The following is an 18,822-nucleotide window of genomic DNA, read 5'->3' as shown; positions in this document are numbered from 1 at the left end:
AAAGCAGGTTTTCTACCTTGTGAAGCGTAGCTAAATTTCTAAAATATTTAAAATCTATGACTTGTTTTATCGAAAATCAATAAAAAATTATTCTTTATGGGAAAATATTAGTTGTGTTTAGCTGGAAGCTCTTTTAATTTTATTTGGCTAACATTGAGTATTTTCTTTGTGAAAAAAGGGAAAACACATGTCTCAAACGTGCAGGAATCAATTTCAAAGATACAATTATGTATTTAGGGTAATCATCATATTGTCCCTATTTGCATCAATGATTGATTGCGCTTATCCGTTCATTTTTCCTGATGTGGAAATAGATGTTATGACGGAAAATGGGGTAAAGATAATTGCCATTGATAACATGTCTGATAGCCATATTTGGATTCTTGCTGTGTTATTTGCATTGACGCCGATTTTATGGATTTGGGCTTTGTGGCAGTTATTTTGTATTAGCCGTGTCTGGCAAAAGGGCGAATTTTTAACTCGAGAAATTGGTGTTTATTTTAAGCGGTTTAGCCATGTTATTCTGATGATTTTTTTGGTGGAAAGTTTCCTTGGGGTTTCTGTCGAATATTTGTTGTTGGAATGGCAATATATTGATGCTCTTCCAGAGATAACGCTTGGGGATATTTCGTTTTTTGTGGAGCTACCTTTCCTTGTAGCGAGTATTTTTCTTCTTATGGGTAGTAAGGCTATGTCTGAAGTTATTGTAATCAAGGAAGAATCAGATCTAACAATCTAGAAAGGTTGTATAAGAGGTAGGAACTAGAAAGTGAACCTATGCCAATTGTAGTGAATTTAGATGTTATGCTTGCGAAACGGAAGATGTCATTATCTCAACTATCTGAGTCCGTCGACATAACAATTGCTAATTTATCTGTATTGAAAACGGGTAAGGCAAAAGCGATACGCTTTACTACACTTGATGCAATTTGCTCGGTTCTAGAATGCCAACCAGGAGATATACTTGAGTTTCAATCGGAAGAAGCTGAATAATTCATTTATATAGAAGTTTTAATAAAAACGCCCAACTAACTAAATAGTAGGGCGTTTTATATATAAATTATTAAAAGAATAGTTTAGAAATTTATTCTGCGGCAGCATTTTTGCTGTCATCAGCTACTTCTACTTCTGCTTCGTCTGCATTGTCTTCTGAATTTTCATCATTTGCTGCTTCCTTTGCGGATTCAACGACAACTTCAGCTTCGCCTTCTTCTTCATCTTCTTCTACGTCGGCATCATCTGCGTCTTCTTCTGCTTCCGCGGCTTCAGCATTTGCCGCACGTTCTGCAGCGCGTGCAGCACGGGCTTCTTCTTGTTGTTGTTTACGACGATCGCGTGCTTCTTGGTCAGCTGCAACAATACGTCCATAATGTTCAGCATGTTGTAATAAGTTTTCAGCCAAGATCCAGTCCGCAGAACTGGATGCATCGCGTGCTAAAGATACATATTTGTCGTAGATTTGAGAGGCTGTGCCACGAATACGAACGCCAGGCCCATTTGAGTCGTAATTTTGACGTGGATTAGGGCGACGGTTGTTATTGTTATTGTTGTTATTATTGCGATGACGGCGGTTTTTGTTGTTGCCTTGTCTCATAATCTTTTCTCGTACCAAAAGCAGTTATTCAGAAGTTGAATATTAAAAATAATAATTATATATGCTCATGCGACATGATGTTCATGTCACGGTGCTTGTTCATTTCGGGATAGTCGACTTTCTATTTCAGGCGCTGGTTCCAAGCCAGGGCCACTGATGCTTTCACATATCACTAATGATGCGCATCACCTCTTCGACTAAGGATTAAGCTACCAATACACAGCGGCTTTTCAAGCTATTTTTTTAGCAAAACTGCATATTTTCACAAAAAGTCATCATTTTTGAGCAAAAATCATGAAAAAGCCGTCGCACAGCGAATTATCCCGGAAAGATCAGGGTGTAATTGGATATCTTTATATCCATTCTGATCAAGTAAATTAGCTACCGAATCGGCTTGCTCATAACCAAATTCAAAGCAGATTAGCCCATTTTTCTTGAGTAATTGTTTACCTGCTGGGACCAAAATTCTATAAGGGTTTAATCCGTCTTCCCCGCCATGGAGAGCGAGATGTGGTTCATGATCGTAAACATCTTTTGAAAGTGTTTTCATATCAGCACTTGTAATATAAGGGGGATTTGAAACCAGAATGTCGTATTCTTCTGAAATTTCCTCGTGCCAATTCGATTTAATAAATTGACAGCGTGAATGTAAATCTAGGTTTCTTGCATTCTGTTGAGCAATATTTAATGCTGCCTCTGAAATATCTACCGCAGCGCCTAATGCCTGTTTATATTCATTAAGTAGGGTGAGGAGAAGGCATCCGCTACCTGTGCCAAAATCTATGATATTGATTGCTTCATCATGATTTGGTTTTCTTCCAAGAATAGCTTCGATCAATGTTTCGCTATCAGGACGTGGATCAAGAACATCACTTGTTACTTTAAACGGAAGGCTCCAAAATTCTCTCTCACCCAAAATATGAGAGACAGGTTCAGACTTACTGCGTCGACTAATCAAACTATTGAAATCTTTACGACCTTCTAACTCTTTCTCAGGAAAGGCCATGATGGATGAGATATCTTTATTCAAATGATAGGCCAGTAACAACCTTGCATCTTGACGTGCAGAGTCAATCCCTGCTTCTTTGAGGGTAGTCTCTGCAGAGGTGAGAGCTTCCCCCCAATTCATTAGATACCTTCCGCGAATTCAGCCAGCATGGCTGTTTGCTCATCCAAGATCAAAGCATCTACGACTTCATCCAAGGCTTCACCTTGTAGCACTTGATCAAGCTTGTATAGGGTTAGGTTGATGCGGTGATCTGTCACGCGACCTTGTGGGTAGTTATAGGTACGAATACGTTCACTACGATCCCCGGAACCAACTTGTGATTTGCGATCTTCTGCACGTTCAGATGCAATTTTTTCACGCTCATATTCATAAAGACGTGCACGAAGGACCTTCATCGCTTGCTCTTTATTTTTATGTTGCGAACGCCCATCTTGGCATTGGACTACAACGCCTGTTGGAATATGGGTGATACGTACCGCGGAATCAGTGGTGTTTACATGCTGTCCACCAGCACCAGAGGCACGATAGGTGTCAATGCGAAGATCAACATTGTTAATTTCGATATCAACGTCTTCTGCTTCCGGCAACACCGCAACCGTTGCAGCAGATGTATGAATACGGCCACCACTTTCCGTCACGGGCACGCGTTGCACACGATGGGTACCTGATTCATATTTCATCTTTTTAAATACGTTATCGCCTGTAATATTGGCAACGACCTGACTATAGCCGCCAACGCCATTATCACTTTCTTCGATCAACTCAACTTTCCAGCCACGGACAGATGCATAACGTTGATACATGCGAAGCAGATCGCCTGCAAAAAGGCCTGCTTCATCACCGCCTGTACCGGCACGAATTTCAAGAATAGCATTACGAGCATCTGCTTCATCTTTTGGTAGAAGAGCCAATTGCATGTCTTTTTCAAGGTCAGGCATTTTTTCTTTGAGTTCCTGAAGTTCATCTTCAGTCATCTCTTTCATTTCCGCATCCAGATCAGGATCTTGCAACATTTCTTGAAGGTCTGATATTTCCTGTTCAGTACCGCGGAAAGCATTGATCGTTTCGACCACAGGTGTGAGTTCTGCAAATTCTTTTGAAAGGGCAGAAATTTGATCTTGCGCTACCTGACCAGAGGCCAGAGTATCTGATAACTCTTGATGACGGGCCAATACGCGATCCAAACGATGGGTCCAGCTCATGGGTTATTCTCCTTCAGTCTCTGTTTCTTCTGTATTATCAGTATAATCGCTCAGGGTGAATAGCTGCTCTAGCACCCTGTTAACGGTGATCCAATCTTTGATGTCGGCATCACTACCATCCGCCGCCATGGCGCGTAAAGCTTCACTGGGTCGATGTAATAGTTTGTTGATTAAAAGGCGAGTTGCTTCCGTCGCATCAAGATGTGGGTGTTCCTGTAAAACAGTTTGGCGTGTTTTGTCAAAATGTTCTCGTAGTCCAATCAAAGCAGGAATGCCATCTTGTTCGGCCAAACCGCGACGATATTCAATGACGGCCTCTTGGACCATCAATCGTGCCTGACTAGCTTCTTTCTCGCGATTTGTTTGTCCGCGTTCAGCCAAGCGTTCTAGGTCTTCGATACTATACCGGAAAAGACTATCCAATGTATCCACAGCAGGGTCAATATCCAATGGCACACCGCAATCAATAATCAATAAAGGCTTATAGCGACGTTTTTCCATAAGGATCTTAAAGGCTGTATCATCCAGCAGAAAGCGTCCTAACCCAGATGCGGTGATCAGGATGTCACAATTGACTAACTTTCCTTCCAAGTCGTCTTCTGGGACGAAATGGCAGTTTAATCGTTTTGCATATCTTTCTGTTCTCCGTGAGGACCCTGATAGCATCCAGTTATGCATGCCGGCGGCATTAAACTGATCTAGCATTATTTGCCCAGCTTCACCTAAGCCATAAATCATGCCGCGAGAATTGCTAAGTTCTCCATGTAAATCTTTTGCAAGTTTTACACTTGCCGACGCAACAGAAACAGCACCCTCGCCAATCTTTGTTTGAGTACGTACGCGTTTTGCCAGATGAAAGGCGGTTTGCATCAAACTGTCGAGATCATGTCCCATACAATGATCATTTTGTGAATCCGTATAGGCTTCTTTAATTTGCCCAAGGATTTGAGCTTCCCCGATCATTTGACTGTGGAGCGCAGTGCAAACCTCAAAAATATGGAGGATCGCATCATCATCATATCGGCGGAAAAAGATTTCGTCTGCCTGACTGCGAGAAGAGGGCGCGTGATTTATCAACTTTTTTTGTATAGTGAGGCATGCATCTTCGGCCTGCAGATGAAAACCAAATATTTCGACCCGATCACAGGTCGAAATGATCTGGCATTCTTTTATATCTTTTTCAATTAAGCTTTTGCGAAATGCCGCACGTTCTTCTTGATCAAGAAACAGCTTATCCCGCAAACCCGACGGACAGGTTTGATAATTTACACCAATAACAAAAGGGCGTTGGGACAAGCTGGTCTCCTAAATACAATAATCCTTGGTTAGGATTGAATATCTTTTAAGGCGATCGCCAATTGGTCCAAAGATACTTCGGTTTGTTCACCTTTGTCCAAATTCTTTAGACCGGCAACACCTTTTGCCAATTCGTCTTCGCCCAATACAACAGCTGCATAAGCATTGATCTTATTCGCGCGGGTCATACGTTTTTTCATATTTCCGCCATAGCCCATTTCAACACGTAAGCCTTCGCTACGTAGATGTTTAGCAATGCTAAGCGCTTTTAATTCTGCAACTTCCCCTAATGGTACTAATGCGACAGGGCGTTGTTTTGCTGCCGGGTCATTTGCAAGCATGGAGAGACGTTCGATACCTGCTGCCCAGCCAACACCTGGTGTTTGTGGGCCACCCATGGTTTTAATCAAGCCATCGTAACGACCTCCAGCCATCACTGTACCTTGTGCGCCAAGTTCTGTGGTCGTGAATTCAAAAGCTGTATGACAATAATAATCTAATCCACGAACAAGGCGTGGGTTTAAGGTATAATTCACGCCAGCCGCTTTTAATCCTTCGCAAACCTTGCCGAAGAAATCCTGACTTTCTTGGTTCAGATGATCGGAATAGATCGGAGCGTCTTTTACAATGACTTTGTCACCTTCATCCTTGGAATCCAGAACACGCAAAGGGTTTTTCTCTAAACGATTTAATGAGTCTTCAGAAAGCTTGTCTTTGAAGTCCATCAAATAGTCGATCAAGGTTTTACGATATCCGTCACGACTTTCCTGATCACCCAATGTATTGAGTTCCAGATTAATATTTTTGAGACCTAAACTTTCAAGAATAGCTGCGCCACAAGAAATCACTTCAATATCGGCAATAGGTTGCGCGGCGCCAATCAATTCAATTCCGATTTGGTGGAATTGACGAAGGCGTCCTTTTTGAGGGCGTTCATAACGGAACATCGGACCGGAATAGAAATATTTGCATGGTACATTTTGTGTCAGACCATTGGACATAAATGCACGGGCCACGCCGGCGGTATTTTCAGGGCGCAAGGTAATGCTATCACCGCCACGATCTTCAAATGTGTACATTTCCTTTGTTACAACATCAGATGTGTCGCCTAAGGTTCTATCGAAGACTTGTGTGAACTCAAAGATAGGGGTTGCGATCTTGTCATAGCCATGTGTTCCCGCAACTTTTTGTGCCGTGGTGGAGACATGGTCATGCTTTGCCAATGCATCTGGCAAGAGGTCATGTGTGCCGCGTACGGGTTGTAAATCCGCCATGGGAAGTTCCTTTCACAAAATAAGTTGCTATTCCGCAGCAGAAGTTGCCGTGGAGTTTTTAGAATCTAATGCAGTTTTTTCAGCATCAATTTCAGCCTGAATTTCTTCGGCCTTTTCTTCGACTAACTCTACAAGATGATCGACGATTTTTTGATCTTTCAATCGGTGGGCTTGGCTACCATCAATATAAACCTGATGTGTGCCTTTGCCGCCGCCTGTGAAGCCGATATCTGTTTCACGTGCTTCACCCGGACCATTCACAACACAACCAATCACAGACAAAGTCATCGGGGTGGTTATATGGGCAAGGCGCTCTTCCAGCATACCAACAGTTTCAATAACATTGAATTGTTGACGCGCACATGACGGACAAGAAATCACATTTACCCCACGATGACGCAGACCAAGGGTTTTTAGGATATCATAACCGACCTTGACTTCTTCAACAGGGTCGGCAGAAAGCGACACGCGAATAGTATCACCAATACCCGCCCATAGAAGTCCACCCATACCGATAGAGGATTTTACAGAACCTGCACGTGTGCCGCCAGCTTCGGTAATACCAAGATGTAGTGGATAATCACATGCTTCGGCTAAACCATGATAAGCTGCAACCGCCAAGAAAACGTCAGATGCTTTTACGGAGATTTTAAATTCATGGAAATCTTGATCTTGCAAGATACGCATATGTTCTAATGCCGACTCAACCATCGCATCCGGGTTAGGCTCGCCATATTTTTCCAATAAATGTTTTTCCAGTGAGCCAGCATTTACGCCAATACGCATAGAACAGCCATGATCACGTGCTGCTGCAACAACTTCTTTAACTTTTTCTTCTTTACCAATATTGCCGGGATTAATGCGTAGGCATGCAGCACCCGCTTCAGCAGCTTCAATACCACGACGATAGTGAAAATGGATGTCTGCTACAATTGGGACCGGAGATTCTTTTACAATCTCTTTTAAGGCACGGGTAGAATCTTCATCAGGACAAGACACACGTACAATATCTGCTCCCGCTTCGGCACATGCTATCACCTGTTCGATAGTTGCCTTCGCATCACTGGTCAATGTATTGGTCATGGTTTGCACGGTGATTGGGGCATCGCCCCCAACAGGTACATTTCCAACCATAATTTGTCGGGATTTTCGGCGGTAAATATCGCGATACGGGCGAATACTCATTTGTCTGATCCTGTGGCATAAATTATCAGGTTATAGCGATGATGTTACACCACAAATACCTGTGGCGGGAAAATGCGCTGAAATAGGGAAAAAATCAAGCTTTCATCAAGTTATAAATGATAATTATTGCAAATATTCGGCATCATATTTTTGATGTAACTGATGATATATACCAATTTGACACATCCAACGGATATGTTCATCAAATGTGTCACGAATGAGCACTTCAAGAGAACCAGCTTTTCAATTTAATTCTATACAAAAAAAGCCCTTACATAAAATTATGTAAGGGCTTCATTGATATTAACTTTTCATGGAGGTTATTGGTTGGCAAAACTTTCCAATAAGGTATCCGCATCCAAAAGATAATCTCTGCGAACCGCACCAATAGGGCCTGAAGGACCAAGTTCTGCGCCATCAACGATGATTACTATACCACCCGCATTACCAGTGACCATCGTTAGCCCTGATTCATTAGGAACCATGTAACGGTCTCCTTTGCGTAATAGGCGTGTCAACGTCAATTCACCGTCAGGTTTAGCGACTTCGACCCAGGCAGAGTCAGCAGCTAATAAGGTGACACGAGAGCCCGTATTTTCTTTACCATAAACACGGGCTGTTCGCTGATCAGGATTATTATTAAGGGGCGCTGGTTGAACTGCTACTTGTATAATTTCTTCTGAAACTTCTTCAGAAGTTTCAGCGACTGTTTCAACGATTTCTTCGGTCGATGTTTCGGCTGTTTCTTCGACAGCTTCCGTTATGTTATCTGCAGACTCAGTTGCTTCTTCTGCTGAAGTCGCCGTTTCTGCCTCAACTGCTTGGGGTGTTTCTTCAATTTTTAAAGAGTTATCTTCAAAAGCTTCTTCAACCAGATCCACTGTTTCTTCAGTTTCTTCGATAACTTCGTTAGTGGTATTCTCTGCTGAAGGCGTTGTTTCAGGTGCTGTTTCCAATACAGATTCTTCTGTAGTCGCAGCCTCTGTTGCAACTGTTTCCACAATAACTGAAGTTGTTTCAGCGCTAGCATCTTGGACAGTGCTGATTGTTTCTTCTATAGCCTGCTCGGCAGTTTCTTGGATTTCCTCTACTTCACTCTCAACTGTTTCTTCTACTTTTGCCTCAGCTGGTGAGCTGGATGGGGCTGTTTCAATTGCCTCAATCTGTTCAGAAGATAAGCTCGGTACATAATCGCTTATTTCCTTACCTTGATTATTCAAATACCACCATGCACCATAAAAAAGAATGGCTAGGATTGTACCGATGAATAACAAGGCGATGACAGGCACTCCGCGTGATGGGAGAGGTTCAGGAAAGTTTAGGGCAATTTCACGCTCTAACTCTTTTGCTTCTTGTTTGTATTGTTCGACAAGCTCGCGACTATCTAATCCAAGATAATCAGCATAACTTCGAACAAATCCAAGAGCATAAGCAGCACCTGGAAGATTTTGTGGTTCACTATTTTCAATAGCTTCCATAAACGGGAGACGGATTGCTAAAGCTTTAGCCACGTCTTTTAAATCTTCGTCGCGTAAAATACGCTCATCACGAAGTATATCGCCAACCTTGCGACGTGGTTCAGAAGATGTATTTGTATCTGTACTATCCGACATAACCCTGTTCTTTCGAATATAATGTTGTCGCGTGATCAGCCCCCAATGCTGTATCAACGCTTGAATCGAGTTCCTAGTATGTCTGCTTCGCTTTCGAAAGGCAAAGATTGTTTCATTTCAGCGACTCATACCGGATTAAAATTGTATGTTGTGATCCTTTGCGAAGGCAAGAAGTCTGTTTTTCAAACTATGATCACCAACATCCAACACAGAAGACATAAAATGCTTTAGTTCTGATGTATCAAGACTACGAACCATACTGCGCACTGGGCCAATAGACCAAGGTGACATACTTAATGACCGAATGCCGATACCAATTAATGCCATAGCAAAAACCGGGTTGCCTGCAATTTCACCACAAACCGAAATGGTCTTGCCATGTTCGTTACATTTATCCGCTACCATTTTTAACATCTTCATGAAACCTGGGTTGAGCGGGTCATAGCGATTGTCCAAGCGTGGATTACCCCGATCGCTGGCGAAAAAGAATTGCATCAGATCGTTCGTGCCAACCGAAATAAAATCAATATGTGGCAATAAACTATCCATCTGGAAGGCAAGTGAAGGCACCTCAAACATGATCCCTACCTCCAAATTGGAAGGAAGAGGGGTTCCACGTTTTTTTGCACGGGTTAGCTCAGCATCTAAAGCTTGACGCGCCTTTATTAATTCTGAGGTCTCTGCGATCATTGGGAACATGATTTTTAAAGGATGACCATCTGCAGCCAAAATCATTGCACGTAATTGTTGACGCAACATAGCGGGGCGATCAATGCCAACACGAATTGCCCGCCAGCCCATAGCTGGGTTTTCTTCGTTTTCTTCGTTGAAATAAGGCAACACTTTGTCGCCGCCAATATCCAAGCTTCTAAAAATAACAGGTTTACCTTCGGATTGGTCATAGACACTTCGATAGATTTTAGCCTGTTCCTCAACATTTGGGAAACTGGATCGCACCATAAAGGGCACTTCTGTCCGGTATAAACCGATACCGGATGCACCCGTTTCATGAAGATGTGGTAGGTCAATCAAGAGCCCCGCATTCATGTTTAGCGTAATACGTTTTCCATCCAATGTGACAGGTGGTAACAAGCGATCACGCGCATAAGCTGCTTGCTTCTCCCTATGCATATCCATGGAAATCTTAAAGGTGCGACGGAATTCTTCTCCGGGGCGTACAAAACAAATAGCGTTATTTCCATCTACAATAAGTCGGTCATATGGTTCCACACGTGTAAGAATACGTGGGACACGACCAATAATTGGAATATTTAAGGCGCGGGCAACAATCGCTACATGGGCCGTAGAAGAACCTTCTTCTAATACGATCCCCTGAACTTTATCCAAATCATAATCCAATAGCTCAGCTGGTCCCATATTGCGGGCCACGATAATGGTATATTCAGGTAAATTCTTATTGCGCTCTTCAATATCAGCTTCGCCCGCTAAATGTTGCAAGAGGCGATAGGCTAAATCTTCTAAATCAAGCAGTCTTTCACGGATATAGGGATCTGAAACATGATTCATACGTGCGCGATTTTCGTTTTGAACACGTACTACAGCACCTTCTGCGGTCAAACCTGTATCAATCGCTTCGTTGATTTTTCTGACCCAGCCACGATCTTCCGCAATCATTCTATAAGCTTGTAAGATTTCGATATGGTCGCCACCTTTGTCATGCTTAGTCATGTTTTTAAGCATGTTATCCAAATTGGAATGCATCGAACTCATGGCTTCATCAAGGCGTTGCTTTTCAGTTTCACTATCCTCTGCAACCATATGATCAGCGGAAATTTCAGGACGATGCAAAACGGCGCGCCCCATGGCCAGACCTTGGCAAAGTTTAACCCCGTCAAGACGCAGGGGTTTTGTCGCCAGACCATCGACAGGCGTTTGTTCTTTACGTCTAACCACACCACCCGCAGCGATAATTTCCGCAACGATCATGCTTACGGTCTCAAGGATTTCTACTTCAGCGTTGGTAAAGTCGCGTTCTTCTTTATTTTGAACGGCGACAACCCCCATGATGCGACCGCCACGCAAGATCGGTACACCCATCATCGAGTGATATTTTTCTTCACCTGTTTCTGGTCGATAAGCAAATTTTGGATGAGATGGTGCATCTGCCAAGGCGAAAGGACGCGCTTCCGCAGCCACATGACCAACAATACCCTCACCAACACGCAGACGTGTCTGGTGGACAGCTTCGGCACTTAAGCCTTTTGATGCGAAAAGTTCTAAAACATCCCCGGCACGACGAACATAGATTGAGCATACATCAGCACGCATTTCATCTGCGATGATGCGTGTTACACGATCTAATCTATCTTGGGCAGCTTCCCCGGTTGCCATAACATCACGTACACGACGTAAAATGTCACGACCACTGGCCGCCCAACCCTCTCTATCCTGATCATTCGCAGGCGCATGTTGGTTCTGTTGCATGTCTGGCAACTCCCAAAGAATATTTACATGTCGTAATTTGTGTGTGGGGGCTTGAGTTCGGGTGCAGCCATACACGTATACGATGTATTTAAATTATAGTATCTCAATCCACATCAAAAGTCCAATTTTACCAATTGAATCAAAACCCTTTGATATATTAGGGAGATGTGAAGTTGTGGTTGAAAAGTTGAACGTAATATGGGTTTGAATTGTGACTAAATCATGTCTATCCGACTAAAAGTTGAAGAAATACGCGTTAAAGAAAACCGGCGGAAGATTTCTCTGCCGCCGGTCTTTTTAGAACTCATTCTCGGAAGTTTCTTTTATTCTTCTTCCGCGTCCAGACCGTAGGCCGTGTGTAAGGCACGAAGTGCCAGTTCGGTATATTCCTCGTCAATCAAAGTAGAAATCTTGATTTCACTTGTGGAAATAACCTGCAGGTTGATGCCTTTTTCAGCCAATGTTTTAAACATCTTCTGAGCAACACCTGTATGGCTTCGCATACCGACACCGATAATGGAAATCTTTACAACACCGCCATCTGCAATCAGGTCTTTAAATTCGATTTCTGCTTCGTTTTCTTTTAGAACCTGCACAGCACGGTCAAGGTCAGTACGCCCAACAGTGAAAGTCATGTCTGTTTTCTTGCCATCGGAAGAAACAGATTGAACGATCATATCTACATTTACAGCCGCGTCAGATAATGGACCAAAGATGCTGGCGGCAATACCCGGCTTATCAGCAACGTCGACCAATGTCACTTTTGCTTCATCGCGGCTATAGGCGATACCGCTTACAACTTGTTGTTCCATAATTTCATCCTCACTTACAACCATAGTTCCCGGCAAGTCTTCGAAACTGGATAGAACCTGCATTCTTACGCCATGGTTCATTGCCATTTCAACAGAGCGGGTTTGTAATACTTTCGCGCCCAAAGATGCCATTTCAAGCATTTCTTCGTGGCTGATTTTGTCAATTTTACGTGCTTTCGCAACAATGCGTGGGTCTGTCGTATAGACACCATCTACATCTGTATAAATGTCACAACGATCCGCATCCATTGCAGCAGCCAAGGCAACAGCTGTGGTGTCGGAGCCACCGCGTCCTAATGTTGCGATTCGGTTTAATGGGCTCACACCTTGGAAACCTGCAACAACAGCAACTTGATTTTCATCTTCAAAACGTTTCACCATGTCTGTGGTGTCGATTTCATCAATGCGTGCCTTACCGTGCACTTCATCTGTTTTGATCGGAATTTGCCATCCTAGCCAGCTGCGGGCATTCACCCCCATTTCCTGAAGGCGAAGAGCCATCAAGCCAGCTGTCACTTGTTCACCAGAGGCAACAATGCTGTCATATTCACGGGCGTCATACATCTTGCTGGTTTGATCTACATAGGAAACCAGCTGGTTGGTTACACCTGCCATCGCAGAAACAACCACTGCAACTTGGTTCCCTGCGTCTACTTCTTTTTTCACACGTTTGGCAGCATTTGCGATCCGGTCAAGATCTGCAACAGAAGTGCCACCAAATTTCATGACGATACGTGCCATTTTTTGTATCCTCAAACTTGTATTTATTATGCTTGCCTGATAGGAGCGGGGTATCCATACTCGTTTGAACCAGCCTGTGCAAGGCCACAGACTTAAAGAAGTAACATTTTCGATCTGTTTTTGATGTTTTTACGTAATAGTATATATTTATGATCACAAACTTCGGACATGTTATTAGGACATTCAGCAAAAGAATCGGTGCCATGACTGAAAATATGCAAGCAACTGAAAACCAGGCAACTGACAATTTAGGACAAACTGTTGATGAAGCAGAAATCGCAAAATTTGCGGCGATGGCTGAAGAATGGTGGGACCCACATGGTAAATTCAAACCCTTGCATAAATTTAATCCAGTTCGCATCGAATATCTTCGAAATCAGATTTGCGCCCATTTTGGCCGCGACCCTTTGCAGGCGGAGCCTTTAAAGGGCCTTCGTATCTTGGATATTGGTTCCGGCGGTGGTTTATTATGTGAACCGATGTGTCGCATGGGGGCTGAGATTACTGGCGTTGATGCAACGGAAAAATCAGTACATATCGCTAAAAGTCATGCAGAGACTATGGGGCTTCAGATTGATTATAGATATACGTCTGCTGAGCAACTCGTTGAGGCGGGTGAGAAGTTTGATGTGGTTCTCAATATGGAAGTGGTTGAACATGTCGCAGACGTGAACTCGTTTGTTTCTGCTTCTTCCGCATTGGTCAAAGAAGATGGCTGTATGTTCATGGCAACGATGAACCGTACTGCAAAATCCTATGCTCTGGCTATTGTTGGTGCAGAATATATCCTTGGTTGGTTGCCGCGCGGTACGCATGACTGGAAGAAGTTTTTAAAGCCCTCCGAATTATCCGGGCATCTTCGAAATGCTGGCATGCAAGTGGCCAAAATTACTGGTGTGTCCTTTAATCCTTTACAGGATAAGTGGTCTTTAGCGCCGAAAGATTTATCTGTGAACTATATGCTGATGGCAAAGAAAGCTTAATTGCCGATCTTGCAATAATGCCCATATACAAAAGAAGTCGGTGTTTGCTTGTCTTCTTCAATAAATGATTTGACGCTAAGATATTTTTTAAACTTCACGTCAATACAAGCGAATGGTGCCAGTGGATAAGTTTTCAAACCGCTGGCCATCACTTCGGCTTTGGTCTCTGTATTCATGTTACAGACACGATAAACAAGAAAACTGTCCGTCAAGCTTTCATTGCCAAAAAGTTGAGTATGCCCATCAAGAATATCTGCGCGTGTTTCCCAGAAGCCGACAGCATTATCCCCACATTGCAATTTTGCATATTCCTGTTCCTGTGATGCCGTTAAGTTCTTAGGGATATCACGCGCTAAGACAGAGCTGGAAAAGGAAAGTGCCGCTATGAATGTGATACTAATCAAATTGAAATAAGCCATCTTGGATATCCTCTCAAAATAAGGTTAAGGAGATTTTCCAATGAATCGTTTCTTTTCACAAGTTCTGTGATTTGAAGCTTGCTTTAGAAGGAGGTAAGCTTCTAACAAAAGGGGAGTGTGAGAATGTCGATAAATGTGAAGCCTGTTCATAAACTTGTATGTCATTGTGGGAATGTGGAAATAGAGTTGCAATTGCCTAATGGGATTGAAAATCCACGACGTTGTGATTGTTCTTTTTGTCGCCGACGTGGCGCAATTGCTGGATCTGTTACTTTAGATCGATTGAAAGTTGTTAAAGGGCAGAAACATCTTAAGCTTTATCAGTTTAAAACAAACACCGCAGAGCATTATTTTTGTGATACTTGTGGTATCTACACCCATCATCGTCGCCGATCCAACCCGCATGAATATGGCTATAATGTAGGATGCCTAGAAGGGGTTAATCCATTTGATTTAGGTGATGTTGAAACCGCAGATGGTGTAAACCACCCCTCCGATAGATGATCCGCTACCAATAAATCATTCAAAGCTCGACAAGATTTAATTGGTTTGCTCTACTTAACTCATAAAAAGTAGTAAGGACGTAATATGTTTGAGAAGCTTGAACAGGTTTTCTATTCGACTGTTTCGTATCTGGATAGCTGGATTAGGGAAGAATTATTGACACTTGATAGCGGTTTGCAACTATCAGTGTTGTTAGTGATTGCAATTGTTTTACGTTTATACAAGCGGCGCCTCCTTCGATTTATTGAGCACATAAAATTAACTAAAAGAATTGAGTTATATGAAACACAAATCAAGAAATTGGCAAGTGCACTTATATCGCCCCTTATTGCTCTTTTCTTTCTTTGGTTTGCGGTTTTTGCCTTTGATCAAGTTGGAATACACAGCAATATAATTAACACAATTGTTAGTCTGTTGAATGCCTGGGTGGTGATCAGGCTTATTTCCGGTGTAATCGAAGACTCCAACTGGTCAAAAGTTATAGGCGGATTGGTGTGGCTTGCGGCGGCCCTTAACATCGTTGGTCTGTTAGATATTACGACTCAATTCTTAAGGAGTTTATCCTTTAGCCTTGGAAATGTTACATTTTCCGCCTTGGGTATGATCAAAGGTATTTTTGCAATCGCGATATTGTTTTGGGTCTTTTCTTTGCTTGAAAGATTTATCAATCGCAAGATTACCTCATTTGCCAGTATTACGCCTTCGGCAAAAGTATTATTGAGTAAATTTGTCCGTATCAGTTTAATCTTTTTTGGAATTTTGATTTCTTTAGACGCGGTGGGGATTGATCTAACCGCATTGGCTGTATTTAGCGGTGCCATCGGGATCGGCCTAGGATTTGGGTTGCAAAAAGTGGCAGCCAATCTGATTAGCGGCGTAATCTTGCTTGTTGATCGATCTGTGAAGCCTGGAGATATTATTAGCCTCGGTGAGACCTATGGCCGGATCGATAAACTTGGGGGGCGTTATGTTTCAGTAATCACACGTGATGGCACAGAGCATCTTATACCAAATGAAGAACTAATCACTCAACGCGTAGAAAACTGGTCATTTTCAGATACAAATGTTAGGCAAAAAGTTCTAATTTCTATTGATTACAATTCCGATCTAGATCTTGCTATGCAATTATGTCTGGAGGCATGTGAGGATGTTGATCGTATCGTAAATGATCCGTCTCCTAGATGCCTCTTACTTGATTTTGCCGATAGCGGTGTACATATTGAAATCCGCTATTGGGTGAGTGACGCTGAAAACGGGTTGGGTGGTGTACGTAGTGATTTCCTGAAGCTCATATGGCGAAAATTCCATGATCATGGAATTGATTTCCCCTACCCACAAAGAGATATTCATATCAGAGGTGCTGTACCTGTGGAAATAGTTGATAAAGATTAAACTTCTGCAAAAAAAACTCAATTATTTGGCGCGTGGATGAGCTGCATTATAAACGCCTAATAAGCGATCTTTATCGACTTCGGTGTAACGTTGAGTGCTGACCAAAGAGGCATGACCTAATAGTTCTTGAATACTGCGTAAATCACCACCGCCTGAAAGTATGTGAGTGGCAAAAGCGTGACGCAAAGCATGCGGCGTTGCTGTGTCCGGTAGTCCAAGAAGAGGGCGCATTTTTTGAAGAGAAAGCTGGATTTGTCTTGGGTTTAGACGCCCTCCCTTTTTACCTCGAAAAAGAGGGCTAGCAGGATCTTGTGCATAAGGCGTAGCAGATTGGTAAAGTGCGATAGCTTCCTTAACTTGCGGCAGCATAGGAACACGGCGTTGTTTGCCGCCTTTGCCGAAAACAACAAGAGTATTATCGCTTGGCCAGTCTTCAATATTAAGATTTAATGCTTCAGATATACGAAGGCCACATCCATAGAGTAATGTGAAAACAGCGATATCTCGTTTTCCTTGCCAATCATCGTCATATAGTTCACCTGCCAACTGGATCAGGTTTTTCGCATCAATAACAGAGACGGGTTTAGGCACTGCCTTAGGGAGTCTAGGACTTCTTACTGACTTAATGGCCGGATTGCTAACTAAGTTATGTCTTTCCATCCAACGAAACCAGCTGCGCACGGCTGATAAAGCACGTGCAATACTTGTTTTCGCTAAATCCTTTTGGCTCAATTTTGCGAGCCAGCTTCGGAAATCCATTGTTTTTAAATCTTGAAGGTCATTTAACGAAGGTGTGTTCCCCAGATGTGTAGTAAGGAACCGAAGAAAATCTGAAAGATCGTGCTGGTAGCCGATAAAAGTGTTTTCAGAATAACGCTTTTCTGTACGGATGAAGAGCAAAAAATCACGAAAGGAATGTGCCACTGCATTATTCCCAAGCAGCGGGTCTAAATCGACTTCCCATTCTTGTTTATTTTGTTTCATTCGTTTCAATGACTCTTAAAGGTTATTATTTCGTTTGAGCTTTTTTAGTGCTGATTGCAACAAAATCCGTGAATATAATTTATGAAACCCCATAAAGAAACGAAACGTAAAACCTATACCTTCTTTTGCATTTTTGCTGGTTGTATCTGGGACAATTGCAGAACCAAAATAAAGCTTTGTTTTATTCGACTGCTCTTGTTCCGTGTGAAACCATGTGCGGATTTGACTGTCTCCAACTTCTAAAAGCAACTCTTCTTCGTTTCTCTTTTTCGTTTTCCAAAGAGCGAATTGCTGGCTACGCCCGGAGGCAAGTTCTTTAATCTCTGACTGTTTTATACGTCTAAGTAAGAACAAAGATAATATCGACCGTTCAATTCGGAATATTGGTGAATCAAAGAATGCTAAGATATAATCTTCTAACGTAACTATACCATCGATTTGGCCTACAAAAGCATCTGCATGATGCCCCGGAGATTCATGATAAAAATTCATAAAGCTATTCAAGGGTATAGCTGTCTCTTTTACTTCAGTCATTGATCTTATCTATTGTCTAAACTTTGATCGATTTATGCAAATTCCGGGACAAATTGTCCACGATAATTATAGGTATAATCCATCGCGAATTCTTCGGCCGCTTGCTGTGTCCAATCTTCATCCAAGCCACCATTTAAAGGATACTCAATCTCAGGGGAATATACAGACCCCGTATTGCTTAGATAGCTTGAATAAAGAACAAACTTATGGGCTGTATAGGACAAACCTTTTGGAAAATGATGTTTTTTTGCATAATCATGTAACATGACTTCGGGGGTTGGTTTCATGCGTGCCAAGGTAACATGGGGGCAGAATTTCCGCGTTTCAGGTTCCATGCCGCATTTAATCATTGCACGTTCGACTTTCTTTTGAAGATGCAACAAGCTAGGTGTTTTTTCGGCCATAGCGATTAGGCAATTGGCACGTCCCCGTTTACCGAAATGACCAAAACCATTTAATTTTATCTCCACGGCTTCTTCTGAAATCATGGATAGTGCCGCATCTAGATCATCAGCTTGATGATGGGCAATTTCACCGATAAATCGTAAGGTCAAATGATAGTTTTCTGAGGGTACCCAGCGGGCACCGGGTAATCCACCTGTTAGCTCAGATAGCTTCTGAGTAATATCACGTGGAAGAGGTAGGGCAACAAATAAACGTAACATGGCGCAGCCTCCTGAAAGTCTGTTGATGTAGCCAGCCGGATTGCTTACCCAGATTGTTAGGCAAGCTATAGGTCCACCTAACTATTAAATCGCTAACATGATTTGGGCTTTTTGGGGAAGGCGTTTTTTCGTGAAAGAATTGTGAAACTAGGGTGATATAACACTAAGAT

General features: G+C 42.6%; 18 protein-coding genes. 5 read left to right on the top strand and 13 right to left on the bottom strand.

Features of this window, described 5'->3' with window-relative positions:
• Positions 1-250: 250 nt before the first annotated feature.
• Both E1160_RS05165 and E1160_RS05160 read left to right on the top strand, forming a co-directional pair.
• A complete protein-coding gene (locus E1160_RS05165) occupies positions 251-739 on the top strand; it encodes a hypothetical protein (RefSeq protein WP_155153937.1) in 489 nt (162 codons plus the stop codon).
• Between the two features lie 38 nt (positions 740-777).
• A complete protein-coding gene (locus E1160_RS05160; protein ID WP_155153936.1) occupies positions 778-993 on the top strand; it encodes a helix-turn-helix domain-containing protein in 216 nt (71 codons plus the stop codon).
• Positions 994-1,084: 91 nt separating this feature from the next.
• Here the strand turns inward: E1160_RS05160 and E1160_RS05155 are convergent, their stop codons facing one another.
• From E1160_RS05155 to E1160_RS05115, 9 genes are all read right to left on the bottom strand, one after another.
• Positions 1,085-1,594, bottom strand: a complete 510-nt coding sequence (locus tag E1160_RS05155) for a DUF4167 domain-containing protein (protein ID WP_155153935.1) — start codon at positions 1,592-1,594, stop codon at positions 1,085-1,087.
• A 292-nt stretch (positions 1,595-1,886) separates the two neighbouring features.
• Complete coding sequence (gene prmC, locus E1160_RS05150; RefSeq protein WP_155153934.1) at positions 1,887-2,723, bottom strand: peptide chain release factor N(5)-glutamine methyltransferase; 837 nt, start codon at positions 2,721-2,723, stop codon at positions 1,887-1,889.
• On the bottom strand, positions 2,723-3,805 hold the full coding sequence (gene prfA, locus E1160_RS05145) for a peptide chain release factor 1 (RefSeq protein ID WP_155153933.1): 1,083 nt from the start codon (positions 3,803-3,805) through the stop codon (positions 2,723-2,725). Before prfA ends, prmC begins: the two co-directional genes overlap by 1 nt.
• A gap of 3 nt (positions 3,806-3,808) precedes the next feature.
• Positions 3,809-5,101, bottom strand: coding sequence for a glutamyl-tRNA reductase (gene hemA / locus E1160_RS05140; protein ID WP_155153932.1), 1,293 nt, complete (start codon positions 5,099-5,101; stop codon positions 3,809-3,811).
• Positions 5,102-5,130: 29 nt separating this feature from the next.
• Positions 5,131-6,375 (bottom strand): histidine--tRNA ligase, encoded by a 1,245-nt coding sequence (gene hisS, locus E1160_RS05135; protein WP_155153931.1) that lies wholly within the window; start codon positions 6,373-6,375, stop codon positions 5,131-5,133.
• A gap of 27 nt (positions 6,376-6,402) precedes the next feature.
• Positions 6,403-7,560, bottom strand: coding sequence for a flavodoxin-dependent (E)-4-hydroxy-3-methylbut-2-enyl-diphosphate synthase (ispG, locus tag E1160_RS05130; RefSeq protein ID WP_155153930.1), 1,158 nt, complete (start codon positions 7,558-7,560; stop codon positions 6,403-6,405).
• A 320-nt stretch (positions 7,561-7,880) separates the two neighbouring features.
• The gene (locus tag E1160_RS05125; RefSeq protein ID WP_155153929.1) at positions 7,881-9,173 is read right to left on the bottom strand and encodes a helix-turn-helix domain-containing protein; all 1,293 of its coding nucleotides are present in this window, start codon (positions 9,171-9,173) and stop codon (positions 7,881-7,883) included.
• Positions 9,174-9,308: 135 nt separating this feature from the next.
• Positions 9,309-11,618 carry a phosphoenolpyruvate--protein phosphotransferase gene (ptsP, locus tag E1160_RS05120; protein ID WP_235914051.1) on the bottom strand — a complete coding sequence of 770 codons (2,310 nt, stop codon included), beginning with the start codon at positions 11,616-11,618 and terminating at the stop codon, positions 9,309-9,311.
• A gap of 323 nt (positions 11,619-11,941) precedes the next feature.
• Positions 11,942-13,171: an aspartate kinase gene (locus tag E1160_RS05115; protein WP_155153928.1), complete on the bottom strand. Its 1,230-nt coding sequence runs from the start codon at positions 13,169-13,171 to the stop codon at positions 11,942-11,944.
• Positions 13,172-13,374: 203 nt separating this feature from the next.
• Here E1160_RS05115 and ubiG point away from each other — a divergent pair, with 203 nt between their 5' ends.
• Positions 13,375-14,154 (top strand): bifunctional 2-polyprenyl-6-hydroxyphenol methylase/3-demethylubiquinol 3-O-methyltransferase UbiG, encoded by a 780-nt coding sequence (ubiG, locus tag E1160_RS05110; RefSeq protein ID WP_155153927.1) that lies wholly within the window; start codon positions 13,375-13,377, stop codon positions 14,152-14,154.
• Here the strand turns inward: ubiG and E1160_RS05105 are convergent.
• Positions 14,151-14,573: a hypothetical protein gene (locus tag E1160_RS05105; protein ID WP_155153926.1), complete on the bottom strand. Its 423-nt coding sequence runs from the start codon at positions 14,571-14,573 to the stop codon at positions 14,151-14,153. The genes ubiG and E1160_RS05105 overlap by 4 nt on opposite strands.
• A gap of 123 nt (positions 14,574-14,696) precedes the next feature.
• On the opposite strand from E1160_RS05105, the gene E1160_RS05100 reads away from it, so the two are divergent.
• Positions 14,697-15,077, top strand: coding sequence for a GFA family protein (locus E1160_RS05100; RefSeq protein ID WP_155153925.1), 381 nt, complete (start codon positions 14,697-14,699; stop codon positions 15,075-15,077).
• Between the two features lie 84 nt (positions 15,078-15,161).
• The gene (locus E1160_RS05095) at positions 15,162-16,469 is read left to right on the top strand and encodes a mechanosensitive ion channel family protein (protein WP_155153924.1); all 1,308 of its coding nucleotides are present in this window, start codon (positions 15,162-15,164) and stop codon (positions 16,467-16,469) included.
• 21 nt (positions 16,470-16,490) lie between these two features.
• On the opposite strand, the gene E1160_RS05090 is transcribed toward E1160_RS05095, so the two are convergent.
• Genes E1160_RS05090 through thpR form a run of 3 tightly spaced genes read right to left on the bottom strand, consistent with a single transcriptional unit; the run spans position 16,491 to position 18,652 of the window.
• On the bottom strand, positions 16,491-17,453 hold the full coding sequence (locus E1160_RS05090) for a tyrosine recombinase XerC (protein WP_155153923.1): 963 nt from the start codon (positions 17,451-17,453) through the stop codon (positions 16,491-16,493).
• Positions 17,454-17,468: 15 nt separating this feature from the next.
• Positions 17,469-17,987: a hypothetical protein gene (locus E1160_RS05085; RefSeq protein WP_155153922.1), complete on the bottom strand. Its 519-nt coding sequence runs from the start codon at positions 17,985-17,987 to the stop codon at positions 17,469-17,471.
• A 32-nt stretch (positions 17,988-18,019) separates the two neighbouring features.
• Positions 18,020-18,652 (bottom strand): RNA 2',3'-cyclic phosphodiesterase, encoded by a 633-nt coding sequence (gene thpR, locus E1160_RS05080; RefSeq protein WP_155153921.1) that lies wholly within the window; start codon positions 18,650-18,652, stop codon positions 18,020-18,022.
• Positions 18,653-18,822: the final 170 nt, after the last annotated feature.

It is taken from the genome of Curvivirga aplysinae (assembly GCF_009711445.1).
In the GTDB taxonomy this organism is placed as follows: Bacteria; Pseudomonadota; Alphaproteobacteria; order UBA8366; family Aestuariispiraceae; genus Curvivirga; species Curvivirga aplysinae.
This window is presented reverse-complemented; position numbering and strand designations above follow the sequence as displayed.

Coding starts and splice junctions, on each gene's coding strand:
- E1160_RS05160 (WP_155153936.1), top strand. CDS start 778: ATGCCAATTGTAGTGAATTTAGATGTTATGCTTGCGAAACGGAAGATG.
- E1160_RS05155 (WP_155153935.1), bottom strand. CDS start 1,594: ATGAGACAAGGCAACAACAAAAACCGCCGTCATCGCAATAATAACAAC.
- prmC (WP_155153934.1), bottom strand. CDS start 2,723: ATGAATTGGGGGGAAGCTCTCACCTCTGCAGAGACTACCCTCAAAGAA.
- prfA (WP_155153933.1), bottom strand. CDS start 3,805: ATGAGCTGGACCCATCGTTTGGATCGCGTATTGGCCCGTCATCAAGAG.
- hisS (WP_155153931.1), bottom strand. CDS start 6,375: ATGGCGGATTTACAACCCGTACGCGGCACACATGACCTCTTGCCAGAT.
- ispG (WP_155153930.1), bottom strand. CDS start 7,560: ATGAGTATTCGCCCGTATCGCGATATTTACCGCCGAAAATCCCGACAA.
- E1160_RS05125 (WP_155153929.1), bottom strand. CDS start 9,173: ATGTCGGATAGTACAGATACAAATACATCTTCTGAACCACGTCGCAAG.
- ptsP (WP_235914051.1), bottom strand. CDS start 11,618: ATGCAACAGAACCAACATGCGCCTGCGAATGATCAGGATAGAGAGGGT.
- E1160_RS05115 (WP_155153928.1), bottom strand. CDS start 13,171: ATGGCACGTATCGTCATGAAATTTGGTGGCACTTCTGTTGCAGATCTT.
- ubiG (WP_155153927.1), top strand. CDS start 13,375: ATGACTGAAAATATGCAAGCAACTGAAAACCAGGCAACTGACAATTTA.
- E1160_RS05105 (WP_155153926.1), bottom strand. CDS start 14,573: ATGGCTTATTTCAATTTGATTAGTATCACATTCATAGCGGCACTTTCC.
- E1160_RS05100 (WP_155153925.1), top strand. CDS start 14,697: ATGTCGATAAATGTGAAGCCTGTTCATAAACTTGTATGTCATTGTGGG.
- E1160_RS05095 (WP_155153924.1), top strand. CDS start 15,162: ATGTTTGAGAAGCTTGAACAGGTTTTCTATTCGACTGTTTCGTATCTG.
- E1160_RS05090 (WP_155153923.1), bottom strand. CDS start 17,453: ATGAAACAAAATAAACAAGAATGGGAAGTCGATTTAGACCCGCTGCTT.
- E1160_RS05085 (WP_155153922.1), bottom strand. CDS start 17,987: ATGACTGAAGTAAAAGAGACAGCTATACCCTTGAATAGCTTTATGAAT.
- thpR (WP_155153921.1), bottom strand. CDS start 18,652: ATGTTACGTTTATTTGTTGCCCTACCTCTTCCACGTGATATTACTCAG.